The sequence below is a fragment of the Paenibacillus sp. 1001270B_150601_E10 genome (assembly GCF_015558675.1).
Taxonomy (GTDB): domain Bacteria; phylum Bacillota; class Bacilli; order Paenibacillales; family Paenibacillaceae; genus Paenibacillus_B.
The window spans coordinates 50,296-70,458 of the sequence record NZ_JADMOL010000017.1 but is presented as its reverse complement, the minus strand read 5'-3'; the positions used below and the strand labels follow the sequence as shown (position 1 = coordinate 70,458).

Genomic DNA, 20,163 nt, shown 5'->3' with positions numbered 1-20,163 from the left:
CACCTGTGTATTCAATACAGGTTTTCCAATCGGGACATTATCGCCATCTCCTTCTCCGACCAGCCTGTATGCCGTTGCCGTCACTGTCGCTTCTGTAGGCCCGTACAAATTATGTATGTTCTCAATGCCAGCACCGGTGATTCTTGCATGCTTCTCAAGGAGTTCCGACGTGATCGGCTCAGCGGCCAAATACAGTCGTTCAAGTGCTTTGAGTTCCTCAACCGCATGATTCGTCTCAGCATATTCAAGAAGCGCGCGATAATTAGATGGTATCAGGGCAATTTGACGATTCGGCAGCAGCTTCATAAGCGCCGCAGGATCTTGGTTTTGTTCTTCATTCAGGAGCTGGAGTGTACATCCTGCAAGGAGGGCCGGGAAGATCTCCCACGCAGAGCCGTCAAACACAAAGGTCGTTTTTTGAATAATCATAGAGCCGGGCTGATAGTGCCCGTATTCGATCTGCCATGTGGATAAATTGACAACATTTCGATGCTCGACCATGACGGCCTTAGGCAGTCCTGTCGTTCCCGAAGTATAGATGACGTAAGCTAAATGATGAGGTTCTGCTACGGGGTTTAGATTCGTTGCGATGCTGCCAATCGCAAATCGAAGATCCACTTGCATGTGATCTTGAAGCTCGGCTGCGACCTGATCGCTTCCTGATCCCATAAGCACAGCTACTGCTTGGCTGTCTCCCAGCATATAGCGAATTCGCTCGAGAGGATGTCCTGGGTCTATCGGCAAATACGCGCCGCCAGCTTTCAGGATACTGTAAATGCCAACAATCATTTCAATGGATCGGCCTGTGATCAGCGCTACGATGGAATCTGGCTTGACACCATGATCTCTTAGAAGCTGTCCCATTGCATTGGCACGATCATTAAGCTCACGGTAGGTTAAAGTCTCCTGTTCAAATTGAACCGCGATCTGATTTGGCGTGCGTTCAACCTGTTCTTCGAAGAGTCGAATAAGGGTTTTGTCAGCCGGATAGAAGCCATCGGTAGCATTAAATGCTTGGACAACGATATCCCTTTCTTCCTTTGAGACATAGCTGAGCTCTTCTAGCGTTAGATGAGGCTCGTTTAAGGCGTGGTGAAGGAAATGCTCAAAATGCCTGCCCATCCGTTCGATCGTTTCTTTGTTAAATAACGCTGTGCAGTACTCCCACTTCAAGGCATATCCTTCTCCCTGTGGTTCAACGCTAACCGTCAGATCAAAGGTTGACGCATGACTTTCTATAGGCGCAGCATGGAGCTTCGTACCGCCAAGTGCGAGCGTGTTAGCTTCATGATTCTGCATAACGAACATTACATCAAACAAAGGATGGCGTGAGAGGTCCCTATCTATTGCAACTTTCTCGACTAGCTGCTCAAAGGGATAGTCTTGGTTCTCATAAGCGAGCATGCATCGCTCCTTCAGAGCATGCACAAAGCTTTCAAAGGATTGCTTCTCTTTAATCTCGCCCTTAATCGCAAGCGTATTAACAAACATGCCCAGCATGTCATAGGTATCCGCATGTGTTCTTCCAGCAATTGGCGTCCCTACGATGAGCTCAGCTTGTCTCGAGTATCGACTCAGCAGCAGCATAAAGATTGATAGCAGAATCATGTATTCCGTCGCACCCGTCTTTTTAGCCATATCTCTGATAAGCGATTTAACCGCCGGGGAAAGTGCTGTCATGACACTGCTGCCTTCGTAGCTCTGTACCTTCGGTCTTGGGTAATCCGTCTTCATATTCAAAACCGAAATATCGTCTTGGAACTGCTCCAGCCAGTATGCTTCCTGCTCCGAGTAATCCCTGCTGTTCATCCAAGCGCTGTAATCCTTGTAATGGATCTCTATAGGCTCAAGAGATTCGCCATTATATAAGCGTGACAAGTCATTCATCAACACAGAAGCGGAGCCCTCATCATAAATGATATGATGGATATCCATAAGCAAAAGCGACTTGCCGCTCTCAACTTGAATCACTTTTGCACGCATGAGCGGTGCTGTTGTCAAATCAAACGGCCGAACAAAATCTTTGACGAGTGATGGCCTTGCCACATTGGTTGCAGCACGGCCTTCCTCCAGGACTAGCAATGACTCATCCTCAATAATCTGAACAAACTGATCTTCTATTTGTGAAAAACGAGTGCGAAGAGGCTCGTGCCGCTTGCACAATTGCTGCAGCGCACTGCGTAATCGTTCGATATCCAGCTCTCCATCTGTCTCATACATCATGGGGATGTTATAGGCTAGACTATCCTCTTGAAGCTGATGAATGAGATACAGCCGCTTTTGTGTTGAGCTCATCTCATAATAGGGCTGAGGCGGAAGCACTTTGATGTTCTCCCACATGTCCGGAGCTGCTGTTCGTACGCAAGAGCTGAGATTGGCAACCGTATCCGCCTCAAGTACCGTACGAAGCGAAAGCCGAACATGGAATCTTTTCTCGATCATATGCGCTAATCGTGTCGCTCTTAGTGAGTGCCCGCCTAGCTCGCTGAAGCTGTCATGGATGCCCACAAGCGTAACATCGAGCAGCTCTTGAAACATGCCCGCTATTGCTGCTTCCACCTCATCTTGAGGAGCCGCATAAGGATGCTTGCTCTTCACTTCTGGCTTAGGCAGGGCCTTTTTATCAAGCTTTCCATTGCGAGTAACCGGAAGCTCTTTTAGCTGCATCATATGTGTGGGTATCATATAGCCTGGCAAATGCAGGCTGAGTTCTTCTTTAATAGCGTTGATATCGAGCACTTGTTCATCCGTACCGACAATGTATCCGCATAGGACTTTGTCCCCCTGCTCTTCGCGCGCGATGACAGCAGCATGCTGAATGCCTTCTATCTCCCGCAGTTTGCTTACAATCTCGCGCAGCTCAATGCGGTAGCCTCTTACCTTGACTTGATCATCCATTCTTCCCAAATACTCGATGCTGCCATCTTCCATCCAGCGCGCTAAATCGCCTGTCCGATACATCCGTTCGCCCGGGATATAAGGATTCGGAACGAATTTTTCTGCTGTTAAGTCTGGTCTATTCAAGTATCCTCTCGATACTCCGGCCCCGCCGATGCATACCTCGCCAAGCATGCCGACGCCGCACAACCGATCTTCATTCAAAATATAGATCTTCATGTTGGCGAGCGGCTTACCGATATGAATGTGCTGAAGGGTGATATCTGTAGGGACATCGTAGGAAGTCGCAAATACCGTCGTTTCCGTTGGCCCATAGGAATTGACGAGGCGGGCTTTGCCTTGATTCAACTGATTGAATCGGTTGGCCAACTCAACGGGCAAGGCTTCCCCAGATAGTTGGATGCGGCGCAAGGATTCAATTGAGCTCGGATCTATCGTGTGAAGGAATTGCTCTAGGACGGAAGGAACAAAGGAGGTCCGTGTAACACGATGGGCATGAATATATGCTGCGATCTGATGAGGTTCTTTCTCATGCTCCTTTGGAAGCAAGATATGCGTTGCCCCTGCCAAGAAGCCAACGAACAGCTCCCAAATCGATAGATCAAAGGCATAGGTCGTTTTGAGAAGGAGGACTTCACGATTACTGTACTCGTCTTCCAGCATCCAGAGAGATAGGTTTAGAAGGTTGCGATGCTCGACCATAACGCCTTTTGGATTCCCCGTTGTGCCTGAGGTATAAATCACGTAGGCAAGATGTTCGGGACGAGCTCTTGGGACAGGATTGTCTGTATTCACATTGGAAAACTGGGTTAGATTGACAAGCTGAAGCTGCTGCAGCGATTCCGCGCCTCCCTCGCTTCCTGGGCCGGTCAACACTAGCGTTGTACCGCTGTTCGCCAACATATAATGGATGCGGTTATGCGGGAGTTCCGGATCAATCGGCAGATAGGCACCTCCCGCCTTCAGAATACCATAGATGCCAATAATCTGTTCCAGGGAGCGATCAGCCATGAGCCCTACGATGCTATCCGGCTCAACGCCTTGCTCTATAAGATAATACGCAACGCCATTCGCGCGGTCATTAAGCTCTTTATAGGTTAAGCGCTGACCCTTATATTCGAGCGCAATCTGGTGGGGGTTATGCTGAACCCGTTCCTCGAACAACTGAACAACAGTTTTTTCCTTAGAGATACTCTTATCGCTTTGATTAAAATTCAGAAGGATGTTACATGTTTCCTGTTCATCAAGAACGGGAATGTCGCGCAAACGAAGATCAGACTGTGATGCAAAGGTGCCTGCCATATTGACGATTCTTTGGTGAAAGTACATTATCATCGTTTCTGACCAGTATGGCGACCAGGCTTCATATTCCCATTGATGATCAGCGCTAGACTGGGGAACTGTTATGATCAACCCGCGCTTCGTATGGTTTGTCGCTTCACCTGCATTTTCGGAAAGACAAAGCACAATGTCCTGCTCCTGAAGCTGATCTTGCGCCACGGCACGATTCGAACTTACGCGTAGGGAACGTTCCATCACAGCCAAATACTCGGCTGCAGAACGATCCATATCAAGCTCTACGCGCGTTTCATAGTAGCTGCTGCCATCATAAAAATGAATCGTTTCTGGATTATTGCCCGTAAGCAGACTCTTATACAACAAAGCGATAGCTGCCAATGTTGTATTCGGCACCCTCATGGTCTTAGAATCAATTGGATGCAAGATTTGAATAAGTTCCTGACGTTCAAGACCTAACGCAAATGATTTGCGAATGAGGGGTTCAGCGATATTTTTCGTAGGTTGATTCAACATAACAACGCTCCTATCCTTGTCTATTCCCTATTAATAATGGATAAGTTCCGCCATGAGAGATTGGTTAATCACTTGGACCATTTCTTCCATATGAGTGTGGATAAAGAAATGATTTCCTTTCATTCTTTGATACATGCATGCCTTGGACGTGTATGAAGACCACTCAAAAATTTGATTAAATCGATTTTCTTCATCTGAATAGAGAACTGTCAGGTTCGTATTCATCGGATTCTTGTCCTTGCTGCACTGATATCCCGCATAAAGCTTCAGGTCATGGTAGAAGATCGAAACAAAGCATTCAAGAAGTTCGACGTTGTTCATAATGTCGGGGTCTGACATCCCCATCTTCAACATATTTGCCTTAAAGCGGGATACAACAGCTTCGTAGACAGGCTCGCTTGCACGATGCAAATGAGGTGCTGCATGCGCGGCAACAAACAAATGAAGGGGATTTCTCTTGGTGCGACGAATCAATTCTCGAGTTACTTCATACGCAGCAAGACTCCCCATGCTATAGCCGAGTATCGCATATGGGGCCGTAGTCAGACGGCTTTCAATCCGATTCGTCATATCATAAACCATGTCACGAAAGCTTGGATAAAGCTCTTCCAGCATTCGTTCACCATGACCTGCATACTCTAGAGGAATCAGTTTGATCTGCCCATTGAGAGCTTTTCGCAAAGGCTCATACATAAAGGATGAGCCTCCTGCATAAGGCAAACAAAATAATTGAATCTCTCTCATGCTCTCCCCCCTATGAAAATGGCCTACTCCGTCGAAGCGGCTTCAAGCGCTTCACTTTTGCTGATCGGAGCTGTCGGTTGATCTTCGCTCTGTCCAGAATGGCTTCTTAACAAATACTTCGTTACAAGCGCTATAAAAATCGTAATAACCGCAACTCCAATTACAATGGCGTATACGGCATTCGCCAGCCATTCGATCAAACTGCCAAACAGAATCTGTCCGATTGGAACCGCGCAGGTCGAGATCGCGGTCAAAATGGCCATCACCTTTCCTAGCAGATGATTCGGCGTCTCTTTCTGAAGCATCGTCATGATGAAGATATTGATGATTGTTATGATAAACATGACCACCATCGTACAAAGCGAGAAGAGCAAATACGGAATGATGCCTGCTTGACCTGACGTCACAAGTTGGGGGTGAATGGTTATTGCCATAGGAATAATGAATAGCCCGCTCCCGACAAACCATAGATACAAATTATTCACTTTAAGCTTGCTCGACAGTGCGCCAATCGCAACAGCAGCAATGATCATGCTTAACGAGATGCCGCCCTGTGTGAAGCCAAAGTAGCTGTCGCTCATTCCCATCACTATCTTAACCATGTAAGGGATACCGACCAAAAACAGCGGGGTGATAAATAAGTTCATCGCAGCAGCTATGATGATAATCTTAAGCAAGAAAGGATTCCCTTTGCCTACATAACCAAGTCCTTCTTTCAAGTCCAGCAATATCGCCTTGATTGCACCTGCTGTCTTGGCTCCCTTCTCATATGGAATGCGCAGGAACAATAAGATGATCGCCGAGAGAAAGAAGCTTATGCACGTTACAATGACGATTGCCTCGATTCCGGATACGGCATACAATAAACCGCCAATAACAGGACCTGCAAAGTTCGTCAGCGCATTTACGCCAGACACTAGCCCATTTGCCTTCAGCAGGTGATCATTCTCTACCAATACCGGGATGCTTGCCTGTACGGTAGGATGATAGAATGTACTTACGACAGATAGAACCGTCATCACAATGCCTATCAGCACGATAGAGGACTGACCTGCGTAAAGAAATGCGGCAAGTACGCTGACTACGATCCCATTGATGAAATCGAAGTAAACCATTAAGTTGCGTCGATTCATTCGATCCGCAATCGCCCCGCCAATCGGTGATAGAAAAATAGTTGGAATGGTAGATATCGCAAGCAATGTCGCGAAAATCTCCGCTGAGCCCGTTAGATCTAAAATATAGAGCGATAAGGCGAACCTTAGAATGGAGCTTCCAAACAGTGTGATAATCTGCCCCGCAAGCATGATTTGAAAATTTCGATTAAATGCGTGTGACTTCATGCTGCACCTCCAAATTCAATATCATTAGCAACACCTTCCCATTTACATTCCGCCTGAATTAATCAAGGCACTAATGACTGCACAGCAGCCAAATAGGATAAACCACCATGCCCATTTGTTTTTCCTGCCATTTTGCCTGCTCACAAGCAGTCCGATCACGCCTGCAAGCAAAATAAGCACTGCTAAGCTCGTTCCTACAATCCATCCTACTTCCATTTCATATCCCTCCTATTTCATTAGCTTAAGTCTGTTCTTCAAACTCCATCCGGTGTACTTTGTTTAGAAGCTCTAATACAATAGCTCCACCGATGATGAGCATAAGAATACATAAAGCCATGATGATGGCGTCATTGCCAAAGCTTGCGATGATTGCATTGCCGTAAAGCGCACACAGCACAAAAGAAAACACGATGGTGGCCGGTACCGACTTCTTCGCAAATCCAATCCTTAAAGCGATAACGCAAATGGTGTTAAGACTAATCGCCAATATGAATGTCGTCTTCACAACGTTAAGAATAAGCCCTGTGGAAAGCGTGTCACTGACAATGGGTGAGATGGTTTCGGTGATAGAAAAAATGAGAAGAGGAGGAATGTTGCTAACGATCATGGCAAGCGTAGTGAAAGACATGATGAGAATCAGCTTGGCTAACAGCATCTTCTTCCTGCTTATGGGATAGGAGAATAGCAGGAGCGTCATTTTGCCGCGATATTCCTCAATGACGTATCGAGAATACATCACTGCAGACATGATCGCGTACACAATCATGCTGACAACCGAAGTAAATAAGAAAATATTGGAGTAGTTTTGAAAATCGACTTCGTTTTCCACCTGAGCCACATAGGCAACGAAATAAATGAACCCGATTAAACCTACACACGCAATTGCGCTCGCAGTGAAATACGTTGTAAGTTTGTTGCGCTGCAATTCAAGCCTCATTAACTTAAGCAATGCCATGACCTCCACTCATGATCCCAAAGAAATAATCTTCGAGCCCCCCAGGCACCTGTGATCTTAATTCACACATACTCAATTCCCGAACTATGGTTCCGCGCGTAATCACGCCGACGGTATCTGCAATATGCTCAATTTCAGAAAGGATGTGACTGGATAGGAGGATCGTCATTTTATGCTCTTTAGCTAGCTTTACAAATAAATCTCTCATCTCTCTAATGCCCATAGGATCAAGGCCATTTATTGGTTCATCTAAGATCAAGAGCTCAGGTCTATGGGATAACGCCCTTGCAATCGCAAGCCGTTGACGCATCCCAAGCGAGAATGTGGAGACCGCCTGTTGTCCCGTATGGGTTAGCCCTACCATCTCAAGCATCTCCTTAATATCTCCTCCTGTCATGCTCATGTACTCGAGATGAAGGCGAATATTATCTTCTGCCGATAGTCGCTCGAAGAATACGGGAACCTCGATCAAGCTCCCGACTCTTCGAAGAATTTGCTCTCGCTGCTTTAAGACTTGGAGCCCAAGCACTTCTACGCTTCCTGCAGTTGGCTGGAGCAAGCCGGTCAGTATTTTCATTAAGGTGGTCTTTCCTGCTCCATTGGGTCCTAAGAAGCCATAGATGGTACCTTGTTGTACGTTCATGCAGCAGTTGGTCAGAATCTCCCTGCCTGAGAAGGTCTTGATTAAGCCGTCTGTTCGAACTGCGTAATCAACGCTCATCCTGGCTATAGCCTCCAATATCGGAATGATGTTCCGTAATTTTTTGAATCAAGGAGTCACTTAGGATATCCGCCCCGAGCTGCTTCATCATCTGCTGCAAAAACTTCAAGCGATTCAGCGTCTCGTCTTGATCACGATCAAACAACATCGGGTTAATCCAAATGTTCACTAATAGCATGAACACCTCTGCACATTCGATCGGGTACTCCGTCGTGATGGAACCGTCCTGCTTCCCATCCATCATAATCTTGGCGATGATCGGGGCGTCCTTCTTCACACCTTCCTTAATTCCAGTTACAACAAACTGAGGATTTTTGATCTGAGTGCTCAATACACTGTCCATCGAATGGGCGTCCTGATCGGCAACAACCTGCTCTAGAATGAGAACAAGCTTCTCTCTTGCGCTTGGAGCCTCCGTATGCTGAATCAATTCATCCAGCATTTGTGCAGCGTAGCTGAACTGCTTCTCCATCACCGCTTCCAAGATATCCTCCTTAGACTTAAAATGGTGGTATATGGCGCCCTTCGACATACCAAGTGCATCGATAATATCTTGAATGCTTGTTTTCTCGAATCCCTTCTCTGTAAAGAGCTTCGCGGATACGGTTAAGATCTGTTCTAATGTCTGTTCTGGATATTTATTTCTAGCCATAGCGTCCCCTTTCTTTAAATACCGACCGTTGGTATCTATAATATGCGCTCGACTTCGCTTTGTCAATATGAGGAAATAAAATTCATTTTGGGTATATTGTAAACCTATAAAAAAAGCCCTGAATCTATAATGATTCAGAGCGGATCTGTATGAGAGAATTATGGCTTCATCGCCTTCCAAATAAAACGGTAGTCCTGCTTTACTATCTTTCCTTCCACACTCATATGCTGTGCGATGAGACGATCCAGCTCTTCACGGTGCTTGGGATCGTTATAATCCGGATGCCCTGGGGTATCCGACATCGCTCTTATAAACTCCTCTTGGCTTGGGTAAATGCATACCGCATCGTTAAACTCTCGAATCTCCATATCGATAAAACCATTCTCATGCAATCGACGGGTTACGAGATCTAATGAACCAGAATGAATGCCAAATACCGTCCCTCCTGATCGAAGAATACGGGAATGTTCAAGAATGGAAGTCGGGCCTCTTCGGTCGTATATGAGATCAAATTGTTCATCCTTAAACGGCAATGGCAGCTTCGTCGTCGCCTGTACAAACTGAACATTCTCAACCTTCGACGCTGCAAGCAATTGGTTTGCAATCTTTATCATCTCCACAGAGAAATCAAATCCGATAATATGGCGGGCATTTTTTGACATGCGCAGCGTAAACTCTCCATGTCCGCACCCTGCATCCAATACCGTATCTGCATTAGACAACATGTCGGCTAGCTCTTTTTCAAACACAACCTCGCCCGATACTCCCTCAATTGCATATACGGCATCACTCCGATAACCGCCATTTCTCCTAGCGATCGCATCATACCATTCCATTCCCATAACTGACTTCTTCCCCTCTTCCTGTGAATTCTCCTCCGAGACAATCGTATGTCATGCTGGAAATCGTTCAATATCAAAAAGCATTCAATCATTAACGATCGAATGCTTCTCATCGGCCTCTAACAGCTCGGAGCGCTTCTCCAGCACTCCATATTTTGGGAGGGAGAAAATTATAACTCATTTGCTAGTCACACGCAATCATAAACAATGCTAGCTGGTATCGAGAAAATGGATGTTCTACCCTTTTGCTGTGATAGAAAAATAATATTTCTATCATTTCTACCTTTCCTCTTTGTTCTTATCCCCCACTTCCTTTTTGATAAACTTTAGCCGCTCCCTGTCGCTCTTCGCACGAACAAGATGGAAAACAGTTGCTCCTGCGATAATAAACAAGAGTACCTCAAGAAAAGTATGGTCTAAGGACAAGATCGGACCGATCGATTCCTCTGTCACAAGGACATCCATCGAATGATTCTCATCAATCGTATCTGCATCATACAGCGGCATCATATACTTGCTGACGCTCAGATGGATCACTCCATACAGCATCAGCAGGATCAAGCCTACCCAGATGGCTCTCGTCTTGGATCGTTTCATTGGGACACTCCTCTCTCTTATCGGGATCTATATGTTTATTGTACACGATAATGCACTTGATCAATCAATGATATTGGTCGCTTTAGCAAAAAATCACCATACCTAGGTATGGTGATCAGATCAAACAGGAGGCACAGCCATCGTATGGAGCTTGATTGGAATATAATGTTCAGCCTCTACGGCCGAATCAAAAAACGGAGCAAGCATCAGTCTCCACTCAGCATAAGCCTCGGATTGCTTAAAGCTGACTAGATGATCGCTGACCGATTGCCATTTGATAATCAACAGATACTTGTTCCGTTCCTCGATACACTTATGAAGCTCATGGGAGATATATCCCTTTGAGCCGATAAGCAGCGGAGAAGCACGGCGAAACTGGCTTTCGAATTCACTTGCCATTCCGTCTTGGATATGTAGATTCGCTACTTCCGAGATCATCTATCAATGCCCTCCTATGATGTGCACATTTTCTTCTTCAATATCACAGCAGTAACGCATTCAACTAAAATTCCACCACTTCCTCGAACTCATGTTGATAATCAAGCAGCTGCTTAACATCGTGCAAAACCGCTTCACTTGACAATAAACGAACCAGGTAGAGCCCCATATCTATGGAAGCAGAGATTCCTCCAGCGGTGATTACCTCTTGATCCCTTACCATATGAGAGGAAATAACCTCTTTGCAATAAGGCTTCAGCAGATCCCGGTGATTCGGATCGATCGTGGCTCTCTTCTCCTTCAAAAAGCCTGCTGCACCAAGAAGGAGCGAGCCCGTTGATACGGATATCTTAAGCTTCACCTTCTCCGCAATGCGAAGCCATCCGACAAACTCCTCATCATAGCGTAGATAACGGGTCCCAAAGCCGCCAGGGATATAGATCGCATCATAAGCGGAGAGGTCAGGCCTTACCTTATCCACTTCCACCCTTACCCCTTGCTCATCTTTGATCGTATGCTTCATGCCGCACAATTCCCAGCTTACTTTCCGATATTGCTCGACTCGATTCATTCGATACATCACATCATAGAATCCCGTGGCATCCAGCAGTGTCATTCCGTCGAATACGACTATGGCAATTCTCATTTTCATCACCTCATCGAATGATTGCAATTATACAAGCCCGTGCTGGAAAGTCTGTATGGATAGTTTATTTTCGCTTTGACCATTTCATGATTAGCAGAACAACGACAATTAGGATGACGCCGTAGACAGTGATAGTTAAAACAAAGTTCTCCCATACAAATGTCAAACACTGCGCTCCTCACTTTGAAAAAACAGGTGAATGAACTGTAGGATGAATCATTGACCCAGCATCCGTCCTATAAAGAAATGAACAAATACCATGACTAAGCCTAGTCCTACAAGAAAACCACCGGTAAGCTGGTCGTCCTTGTCTTCTTGAAATGCTTTTACGCCGCCTACTATCATCCCGACGAACGGAATCATACACGTCGCAATGACAACGAGAATCTTCGGCCATAGAAGAGAATCGCTCTCTACCGATGGCATATAGCTTGGCTTCGTGTCTTTCACCACAGCGGAGCCGCAATATTTGCATTTGAGCGCCCCATCCTCAAGCTCCTCGCTGCAGTTGCTGCATAAGCGCCGCCCTCTTGCTCCCCCGCCTAACGCGTAGCCTTTTTCCGAATCCAGCATTCCCGTTAATGGCGCATCTTTCAAAGAGTGTCCGCAAGCGATACATATTTTCGCCTGCTCCTTGTTCCCCTCTCCACACCTTGTGCAAATGCGGACTGCCATCCCGCATCCCTCCTTTATTTTCGCAGAAGCGATTCGATGCCAAGATCGTCCCATCCGAGGGCACACTCCATTAAAGGCACACCTCCAAGCTGAATCTCTTTGGACTCAAGATGCTTGGCACCAAGTCGCTCATAGAACTTAACTGCTGGATTGTCCTGCAGTGCCCATACCAGCATGGATTGATAGCCTTGATCCTTAAAGGTATTGACAAGCTGAAAGACCATCTCTTTCCCATATCCGTGACCCTGCACATGCTGAAGCAAATAAATGGCATATATCTCTCCATCAAACGGATATTTCCCCTCTCGATTCGGTCCTCCGTTAGCAAAACCAACGATATCCCCACCAAGCTCCAACAACAAGAGTTCTTGCTTGGTCTGAGGCTTATCTAACACGCTATTCCAATATTCCACCCGTCTGTCAACGGACATCTTATTCAAGTAGACATCGGGTACGATTCCTCTATAAGTGCTTTGCCAACTTGTGACATGAACTTGTGCAATAAAGGGCGCATCCTTCTTCTCCGCTCTTCTTATCATAATCTAGCTCCTCTCTAAGATGATAGCCTAAACGCATCCTATACCAAGATCCAAGAGCGTCTATCTGTCGAGTGAATCCACAACTGCAGCACACTTACGCCTATTACAACGTGAAATAAAGTATGAAGGATATCCATGAATTATACGCCTGCCCTTACATCGATTCTTGTTACATGCAAATGTGCCAATCTGTGCAGGTCTTGGTCGTCACTTAAATAGTTGTTAAGATAGCAAACATCCATTCTGATGTTGAATTACCTTGTACTTCCTTCTGATTCATCCTGTTCCAAACGTTCATAGAAACGAAGCTGATTGCCCGCGGGATCTGTTATCGTGAGATCGCCTCCTGGTTCGGGGGTGCCGGGTCTTGCAAATGTATACCGCTTCTCAAGAAGCCCTCCTGAAAACGAGACGATGTCCGTCACCTCAATTCGAACGGCACTTCCGGGAACGCCGTCTCCAAAATGCTGCGATAGATGTATGACACAGTCACCCTGACTGACTTGAAGATACAAGGGCATATCCACCTCATAACGATGTTCCCAATCCAATTGAAACCCTAAAAAGTCGATATAGAACTCTTTCGTACGCTCTTCATCGTAAAATCGAATGATCGGAATCACCTGACCAAATTTCATCGTATCACTCCTCATTCCATTTCTTTAGGGGCTAGTAATCAGATATCTAATCGAGCATCACATTCGAAGCGTCAGATCGCAGCTCAAAGCATCGTTTGATCTGATTAGGCGTATTGCGTGCCATCGAAAGCGGCGGCAGTGCATCCCATGCAAAGTACTTAGCTTGTGCCGTCTCAAGTCCACCTGTGAGCTCTCCTCCAATGACCTCGCACAGAATGAAAAGCTTATACACATGCTGTGAGGATGGAGGATGATCATGACACTTCTTATCCAATACGCCAAGAAGACGAACAGCTTCTACTTGAAGCCCCGTTTCCTCAACTACTTCTTTAACCGCCACTTCCTTCGGGGTCAAGCCGATATCCGCCCATCCCCCAGGCAAGGACCATTTATCGTCCAACTTTTCCTGGACAAGCAGAATCTCATTTTCTCGAAAAATGACTGCGCGCACATCTACTTTCGGCGTAGGGTAGCCTACATCATTTGCGAACAAATCTCGGATCTGCTCCATTTCGACAGAAGTGTAGTGCTCCAGAATCTCTACGCTTATCGCGCGCAGCATCTCAAAACGTTCCTTGTCGTACACATCCTTCGTGTATGCTAGTCCCGCTTGGCTGATGGCTTGTATCTGCTTGGCCCATATTAACCATTGATGTTCCATATGATCTCCTCTTTGCTGCTACCGTTCATGTCGTTGACAAGCCTTCATTAAAAAATGCAACATAATGCGCAATCAGCTGCTTCATGATATCTATCGTTTCAAGGGCATCCTCCACTTCGAAACCATGATCCGCACGAGGAACCGCGATTATCTTGTGATCACTTCCCACTTGGATCTTCGCTGCCAAATGGGAAGAAAACGCAGGGTCTCCTGTTCCGTATATGGTCATACCCTGCTTGTTATGGATATACGGAATACTGCTTTCCACGGGTGTCAAAAATAAGTGTTTGCTCTTGCCTAGCATAAGCTTGCTGCTTACTTCCCCAGCGACGATCGTGCCAAAACTTTTGCCAACAAGAACAATCTCGTCATACGAAGGAAGTACTTCCGCTACGGATTCAGCACATTCTTTTACGATTGAAGCATACTCTTCGTCAGACTTAATCTCTGTCTTAGCTGCTTGATAGCCATACTCCAACTGAAGCACATCGCAGCCTGCTTGAAGTGCACATTTAGCCGCATAATGTAGGACAGGGCGCTTGCAGGAATAGTGCATGCCAGGAAACAGAACGGCAAGTCTATGTGACTTCTCTTCGGATAAGCTGTAAAGCGGATGATTCATCGTCACTCCCCATGCAGAAGGAATTTGTCTATTTTTAATATTCATTGGATAGCCTCCAAAACGTGTATTTTTGACCATTGTACAATTGATGTAGTGGTTCTCCAGCAAGTATGAGCCGCTGCCTGCCCTCAATTAGATAGCCGTACTAAATTCTCAATAAATGGAATATAGTTTTACCGAAGGAGACTTCATGATCGCTACTCAAGGAGGAGAGGTATGTAATGGCTCAACATCCGCTGGATGAATGTATTCAAGACTACGTGTTGAAAAATGATTTAGGCACCATCCTGTGCCGCTACTGTGAGGATATGATCGGGACGCTGCCTACAAACAACGTTAAAGTCATGTACATGGTATGCAGCAAAGTTGAGTGTCAATGCCAAGAACTATATGAGCTCAGCTCAGCCGAAGACGACAGATCTGCATAAAGCAGCAATCGGCAGTCTGTTTGATAATCTTCAGCACACTCTTTCTTGAATGCGCATACAGCAGTAATGTACAGAATCATCTATCCTATTCCTTCAAGTGCCAGCATGCTGGCACTTTATTTATGTGAGTTCTGTATTTACCAAAGACAACGAGTAGCAACACAAACATTACCTTCAAGAACTGCATAAAGATCTTGGGTATATGCAGTCTAATGTACACCCCTACTTTGAAGAAGTGTTCTTATTCCAAAGACTTCACTCGGTACCAATAGGGATACATTTCTCTATAGCCAAACTTTCTATAGAGTCTATTTGCCGCCTTATTTCCTTGCACGACTTGGAGGTAGCTGCGCGCGGCCCCCTCTGCTCTTGCCCAATGGAGCAAGTGAAGAACGAGCTGCTCTCCGCAGCCTTGTCTGCGATGCTCTGGATGCACTGCAACATCATACAAGCCAACCGTCTCCCCTTCAATCACTGCAAGACCGCAGGCAACGATATGCCCGTCTTGTCTAAGGCGCATAAATGCCTTTTTGAATGGTATGGCTTGGAGCAATCTCTGCGCGGCGGGTAAATGCTGACTTGATAGATTCGTAAAGGATGCATACGTGTGAAGCCAATCATCTTGGATGCAATAATCCATGTCGACGGTTGCTACACTTGGGATGCTTAGTTCTTCTAAGGAGTGAAGGGTCATTACCAATGATGGATCGACCTTCTCGTAACCTCTTGCTTCCAGCAGCGTATCTAGAATGCCCGGTGCAATTGGCGTAACCTTTACTACAGCAGGCAAATTCAAAGCCTTGTATACGGATTCACCGTACTGAACTATGGTAGACAACTGCTCGTCATTCCAATGGCCATACATCGGACACATACAGTTGGCTCGCTTTGTATACCCTTGATTAAGACGCATAAGCCATCCCTCGTATACAATCGTTTGAGCTGCTGGCCATGCATTTAAGCTGTAAGCTTCCACTAGACGCACCATATCCATCTCATCACCCCATCATCCTAATGAATCGAAACTTATGATAAGTTGAAGTATGTACTTCTCTCGTTGTCTTTCACTTTTCGACGATATTCATCGCGAAGAATACTCATATAAAGCATATCTGTATAATGACCGTGAATAAAAAAAGCTTGTCTTAAGCGTCCTTCTTCAACAAACCCGCACTTTTGATAGCAGCGTATGGCACGCTTGTTGTAATCATGAACCTTCAGTTCCAGTCGATTCAAATTTAATCGATCAAAGACAAATTGCTGGAGCAAACGAATGGCCTCAGAGCCGATCCCCTTTCCAAGCTCATCTTTAACGCCGATCACGATACCCATTTCAGCACTACGGCTCACTTGATTATGTCCGAATAGGTCAATCTGTCCATAATAGGATTCCGTCTCTTTGTCAGCGATGACAAACCCTCTGGTGTCTGAATTGCCTGCCATCATCATGTTCAAAAATTGCTCGGTATCCCGCATGCTGTGAGGATATAAGAAAATGTGGGATAGATTATCTACAATATCCGGATCATTCACCCACTTGCGCATGCAAGGAAGGTCAGATTCCCGGTATTCCCGAAGGACAACGCGCTCTCCAATGATCATTGGCATCTTGATCATCTCCTGATGTTTTTAACAGACGACTATACGCAAGATGCATGCAAAAAGAAAGGATTTTTTATCAATTTTTCCAAAATCATTGAATAAAAGAATTTGTCATTTTGTTAGGCTAGCGCATATTGTATCGTCAAGACATATGTATCATCCACGTGCAATGGGTGTGAGATCGCGTGCGATAGAGGGAAGGGATGGTTCGTATGAGGCCTTTATCTTCATTCAATGTGCAAGATGCCATCCTGCTGGCAGCGATAAGCGGACAGACCTATGTGCAGTTCTATAATCCAGACGGAAGCTTTATTGTGCCAACTGGCTATCGCAAGGTTGCAGATATAGAAGCCAAGTCTTTTAATCCATTTATGGAGAAGTTTGGATTTATTATCGAATCGGAGAATACCATTATTATTGCGTTTCGCGGCACAAGCTCCACATCTGATTGGATATCCGATCTTAGAGCCTCTCAGGTTCGATTCAAGGCATTAGATAAACACAGCTGTACACACCGAGGCTTTACGGAAATCTATAACTCTGCTCGTACTAGCATTAAGAAGCAGCTTCTCGGACTGTCTCCTCATAAAAGCTTAATGGTCACTGGTCATAGCCTTGGTGGAGCGCTCGCTTGCCTGTGCGCCGCGGACTTGTCGTGCAACACCTATTACCAAGAGCCTGTCGTCTATACCTTTGGTGCGCCAAGAGTCGGCAATCCTTCCTTTGCTGAAGCCTACGGAAAGCGAATAAAACAAAGCTATCGCGTTATCAATCCATTTGATGTTGTACCGCTAGTGCCCCCTACCGTGCTTCAGCTGCCAAGAAGCGAGCGCAGCTATTATTATTTGCATGTCTCAGAAGCTGTATCACTGCCCTTCCAGAATGGGTCCATTGCCAACAATCATGTCATAAGCAGCTATTATCAAGCCTTGTCAAAGCAAGATCCCATGTACACCATGAAGCTTTGCGATTCGAGCCCCGGCCTGTGTCCAGTCGACTTCTTTACGATTCTTGTGGAAGGTATCCTTGTATAACAGTGGATAGGGCTTCAACCTTTGAAAAATCAAAAGGGGAACGTAAAAGTATGGCTATTCTTATTCAAGCGTGCAGTGAAATCGCTCGATTCCCGGATATTTCTCGCCCAGGCTCTCGATCTGAAAGCCCACTCTTCGATAAAAATCAACGGCTTCCTTATCTGTTTCCGCAACCAAGGGCATGGCATATTGGGACCTGCACTCCATTATCATTTGCTTGCCGATGCCCTGGCCTCGATATTGCGGCTTGATCGCCATATGTCTGAGTATCAGTTCCTTGTCGTGCACCGGAACAATGCCGACCAGACCAATCAACTGATGATTCCATACGTACCCCATCATGTCTCGATTCGGGTCCTTGCGATAATTTTCCAATTCCGCGACTATTTTCTCTTCATCCGGCCACATGCAGTGAGATAGCAGCTCGATAACTTCTTGAGGTTTGTAATAGGACTTCAGATCTACCCATTGAAAGTTCAGTTTGAACGCCTCCTGACTAATCATAGATGACGATGTCGTTCTTAGTGAATTCGTTTTTCAAGGGTATCATGTTTATCGAGTACAACCAAATTCAGCACACGATTCGTCTCGTCAAGAGACCTTTGAAGCTGCTCCATTTTCTTTATTGCGGTATATTGATTGCCGAGTACTAGGAGAAAAAGAAAGGCTCCAATAATAACGAATAACAGCTCCATAGCATCACCTCTAGCTTACTTTAATATGCTACACTAATCCTTCATTCGATACAGAATGAGAAGCCAGAGAAGTCCCAACACTCCCCCTGCACCATATATCACTTTATTGACAGCTGTGCTGGCCGAATAAGTTAAATCACCTGTCAGCTTGTCTTTTCCTAGCCCTTTTACCAGACTAGATCCTTCTGCAAGATTAACATTCCCGCTGCAATGACTTGTATATAGCTTTTCTTTTTTCGAACTTGCAAAGACCAGGTAAGTTTCATAGGCAAGAAAAGAAGTGCCGCAAGAAGACTCATGTCCATCGACGGCATTAATCGCGAGGGTATGATGCTTGACGCCTTTCCAAGCTTTGTCGACCTCAAATCGGTAGGTCCGATAACGATCGTAACGATTTGTGAAATAAAAATCGCCAACGTGTAGAACCTTTCCTGTAAAGACAGCATCATACTTTTCCAGTTTCTCCTTGGGATCATCTGTTTTTACGCAAGTGCAGGCAAGAGCCTTGTCTAGCACAATGAAAAGCCCAGATATAACAACGACAAGCACGAGAAGGGCTAGCCCATGCTTCTTCATTCTCATTATAGGTGCTCCTTTAAGTTTTATGCAGCTAAGCAGCAGTATGATCCATTCAAAATAGTAAAAATGGACAAGACTTCCACATATCACAATCGCTTACAACGTATATTATTTTCCAACATTATACTATTAATTTGTGATGTGTGCATGTTCATCCTGCCTATTCACGAAATGCTCACACCTTATCGGACGTCTTCTTCATATTTGTTAAAATTACCCTAAACCTCTTCTAATTGTTAATCACAACCCTTAAGATGAACAGAGAAGCTGATTCGATCATTCCAAGTAGGGGGGGCAGCCATATGAGCAGTATTTTTTCGGGGAGATATACGTCTTCTATCGATGGTGAATTTATCGTATTCATTATCGGCATGCGCGTCAATCGGGGGTTCGCTATACATAAATGGTTGCCTGTTATGGCAGCGATGGCTCCAATGGTAAAAGAACTTTATCAGCATCCTGAGCTGGGGTTTTTAGGACACGAATCCTTCATCATGTGGCGCGGTGTGACGCTAATCCAATACTGGAGATCCTATGAGGATCTTGAAAAATACGCTCGCGGCGGCATTCATCTTGAAGCTTGGAAAAACTTTAATCGCAAAGTTGGGACGGACGGAACAGTCGGTATTTATCATGAGACATACCGTGTTCCATCCGGTCATTATGAGTGCATTTATGGGAACATGCCTCGTTTTGGGCTTGGAAAGATTGGAAGCCATGCTCCAGCTACGGGCCGTATGGAGACTGCTAGGCGCAGAATGGGCGGTGATAATGAGCCTGCTGTCGATACTCCAGCTAACCCCACCTAATAAGTATAGCTCAATAGGCTGTTTTACTTCTGCTTAATCGCGATCATTTGAACGACTTGGCGCTGATCTCCTTCCAACTGGTGCTCCTTGCTGTTCATTTGAGAGGAGCCGTCGCCATCCAGAAATATGCCGTCTATTAATCGGTGCTGTCCTAAAGAAGTAATAATCGCATCGCGAAAATCAGCTAAGCTTCCCTTGGTTGCGGACACGACCAGGTAAAGGTTCCCGGACGAATC

The 20,163-nt window shown here is 45.6% G+C and carries 24 protein-coding genes and 1 pseudogene; 3 read left to right on the top strand and 22 right to left on the bottom strand.

What is annotated here, in order from left to right; all coding sequences use genetic code 11:
- The 16 genes from I2H74_RS22720 to I2H74_RS22645 form a co-directional block, all read right to left on the bottom strand.
- A partial coding sequence (locus I2H74_RS22720; RefSeq protein ID WP_195576533.1) for a non-ribosomal peptide synthetase occupies window positions 1–4,710 on the bottom strand: 4,710 nt, incomplete at its 3' end.
- A gap of 30 nt (window positions 4,711–4,740) precedes the next feature.
- Window positions 4,741–5,454: a thioesterase II family protein gene (locus tag I2H74_RS22715; protein WP_195576532.1), complete on the bottom strand. Its 714-nt coding sequence runs from the start codon at window positions 5,452–5,454 to the stop codon at window positions 4,741–4,743.
- A gap of 23 nt (window positions 5,455–5,477) precedes the next feature.
- The gene (locus tag I2H74_RS22710; RefSeq protein WP_195576531.1) at window positions 5,478–6,794 is read right to left on the bottom strand and encodes an MFS transporter; all 1,317 of its coding nucleotides are present in this window, start codon (window positions 6,792–6,794) and stop codon (window positions 5,478–5,480) included.
- A gap of 42 nt (window positions 6,795–6,836) precedes the next feature.
- Entirely contained in the window at window positions 6,837–7,010 is a 174-nt protein-coding gene (locus I2H74_RS22705) for a hypothetical protein (RefSeq protein ID WP_195576530.1), read from the bottom strand.
- Window positions 7,011–7,035: 25 nt separating this feature from the next.
- Entirely contained in the window at window positions 7,036–7,743 is a 708-nt protein-coding gene (locus I2H74_RS22700; protein ID WP_195576540.1) for an ABC transporter permease, read from the bottom strand.
- Window positions 7,736–8,470: an ABC transporter ATP-binding protein gene (locus tag I2H74_RS22695; protein ID WP_195576529.1), complete on the bottom strand. Its 735-nt coding sequence runs from the start codon at window positions 8,468–8,470 to the stop codon at window positions 7,736–7,738. The genes I2H74_RS22700 and I2H74_RS22695 overlap by 8 nt, the downstream gene beginning before the upstream one ends.
- On the bottom strand, window positions 8,460–9,122 hold the full coding sequence (locus I2H74_RS22690; RefSeq protein WP_195576528.1) for a TetR/AcrR family transcriptional regulator: 663 nt from the start codon (window positions 9,120–9,122) through the stop codon (window positions 8,460–8,462). Before I2H74_RS22690 ends, I2H74_RS22695 begins: the two co-directional genes overlap by 11 nt.
- 158 nt (window positions 9,123–9,280) lie before the next feature.
- Complete coding sequence (locus tag I2H74_RS22685; protein ID WP_195576527.1) at window positions 9,281–9,964, bottom strand: class I SAM-dependent methyltransferase; 684 nt, start codon at window positions 9,962–9,964, stop codon at window positions 9,281–9,283.
- A gap of 279 nt (window positions 9,965–10,243) precedes the next feature.
- On the bottom strand, window positions 10,244–10,561 hold the full coding sequence (locus I2H74_RS22680; protein ID WP_195576526.1) for a hypothetical protein: 318 nt from the start codon (window positions 10,559–10,561) through the stop codon (window positions 10,244–10,246).
- 120 nt (window positions 10,562–10,681) lie between these two features.
- On the bottom strand, window positions 10,682–10,999 hold the full coding sequence (locus tag I2H74_RS22675; protein WP_195576525.1) for an antibiotic biosynthesis monooxygenase family protein: 318 nt from the start codon (window positions 10,997–10,999) through the stop codon (window positions 10,682–10,684).
- 64 nt (window positions 11,000–11,063) lie between these two features.
- Complete coding sequence (locus I2H74_RS22670) at window positions 11,064–11,645, bottom strand: DJ-1/PfpI family protein (protein WP_195576524.1); 582 nt, start codon at window positions 11,643–11,645, stop codon at window positions 11,064–11,066.
- A gap of 216 nt (window positions 11,646–11,861) precedes the next feature.
- Window positions 11,862–12,320 (bottom strand): zinc ribbon domain-containing protein, encoded by a 459-nt coding sequence (locus I2H74_RS22665; RefSeq protein ID WP_195576523.1) that lies wholly within the window; start codon window positions 12,318–12,320, stop codon window positions 11,862–11,864.
- A gap of 14 nt (window positions 12,321–12,334) precedes the next feature.
- Complete coding sequence (locus I2H74_RS22660) at window positions 12,335–12,859, bottom strand: GNAT family N-acetyltransferase (protein ID WP_195576522.1); 525 nt, start codon at window positions 12,857–12,859, stop codon at window positions 12,335–12,337.
- A gap of 254 nt (window positions 12,860–13,113) precedes the next feature.
- Complete coding sequence (locus I2H74_RS22655; protein WP_195576521.1) at window positions 13,114–13,497, bottom strand: glyoxalase superfamily protein; 384 nt, start codon at window positions 13,495–13,497, stop codon at window positions 13,114–13,116.
- 46 nt (window positions 13,498–13,543) lie between these two features.
- Window positions 13,544–14,158, bottom strand: coding sequence for an NUDIX hydrolase (locus tag I2H74_RS22650; RefSeq protein ID WP_195576520.1), 615 nt, complete (start codon window positions 14,156–14,158; stop codon window positions 13,544–13,546).
- Between the two features lie 25 nt (window positions 14,159–14,183).
- The gene (locus I2H74_RS22645) at window positions 14,184–14,825 is read right to left on the bottom strand and encodes an alpha/beta hydrolase (protein ID WP_195576519.1); all 642 of its coding nucleotides are present in this window, start codon (window positions 14,823–14,825) and stop codon (window positions 14,184–14,186) included.
- 176 nt (window positions 14,826–15,001) lie between these two features.
- Here I2H74_RS22645 and I2H74_RS22640 point away from each other — a divergent pair, with 176 nt between their 5' ends.
- Entirely contained in the window at window positions 15,002–15,208 is a 207-nt protein-coding gene (locus tag I2H74_RS22640) for a GapA-binding peptide SR1P (RefSeq protein WP_195576518.1), read from the top strand.
- Between the two features lie 241 nt (window positions 15,209–15,449).
- Here I2H74_RS22640 and I2H74_RS22635 read toward each other — a convergent pair whose 3' ends face one another.
- Window positions 15,450–16,202: a GNAT family N-acetyltransferase gene (locus tag I2H74_RS22635; protein WP_195576517.1), complete on the bottom strand. Its 753-nt coding sequence runs from the start codon at window positions 16,200–16,202 to the stop codon at window positions 15,450–15,452.
- A 32-nt stretch (window positions 16,203–16,234) separates the two neighbouring features.
- Window positions 16,235–16,816, bottom strand: coding sequence for a GNAT family N-acetyltransferase (locus tag I2H74_RS22630; protein WP_195576516.1), 582 nt, complete (start codon window positions 16,814–16,816; stop codon window positions 16,235–16,237).
- 206 nt (window positions 16,817–17,022) lie between these two features.
- On the opposite strand from I2H74_RS22630, the gene I2H74_RS22625 reads away from it, so the two are divergent.
- Complete coding sequence (locus I2H74_RS22625; protein ID WP_195576515.1) at window positions 17,023–17,844, top strand: lipase family protein; 822 nt, start codon at window positions 17,023–17,025, stop codon at window positions 17,842–17,844.
- Between the two features lie 60 nt (window positions 17,845–17,904).
- Here the strand turns inward: I2H74_RS22625 and I2H74_RS22620 are convergent, their stop codons facing one another.
- The 3 genes from I2H74_RS22620 to I2H74_RS22610 are packed head-to-tail and all read right to left on the bottom strand — an operon-like array spanning window position 17,905 to window position 19,121.
- Window positions 17,905–18,348, bottom strand: coding sequence for a GNAT family N-acetyltransferase (locus tag I2H74_RS22620; RefSeq protein WP_195576514.1), 444 nt, complete (start codon window positions 18,346–18,348; stop codon window positions 17,905–17,907).
- 17 nt (window positions 18,349–18,365) lie between these two features.
- Window positions 18,366–18,539, bottom strand: a complete 174-nt coding sequence (locus I2H74_RS22615; protein WP_195576513.1) for a hypothetical protein — start codon at window positions 18,537–18,539, stop codon at window positions 18,366–18,368.
- 33 nt (window positions 18,540–18,572) lie between these two features.
- Window positions 18,573–19,121, bottom strand: coding sequence for a hypothetical protein (locus I2H74_RS22610; protein WP_195576512.1), 549 nt, complete (start codon window positions 19,119–19,121; stop codon window positions 18,573–18,575).
- Between the two features lie 299 nt (window positions 19,122–19,420).
- Here I2H74_RS22610 and I2H74_RS22605 point away from each other — a divergent pair, with 299 nt between their 5' ends.
- A complete protein-coding gene (locus tag I2H74_RS22605) occupies window positions 19,421–19,927 on the top strand; it encodes a DUF4188 domain-containing protein (protein WP_195576511.1) in 507 nt (168 codons plus the stop codon).
- Between the two features lie 23 nt (window positions 19,928–19,950).
- Here the strand turns inward: I2H74_RS22605 and I2H74_RS22600 are convergent.
- Window positions 19,951–20,163: pseudogene (locus I2H74_RS22600) on the bottom strand (hypothetical protein); the annotation flags it as partial.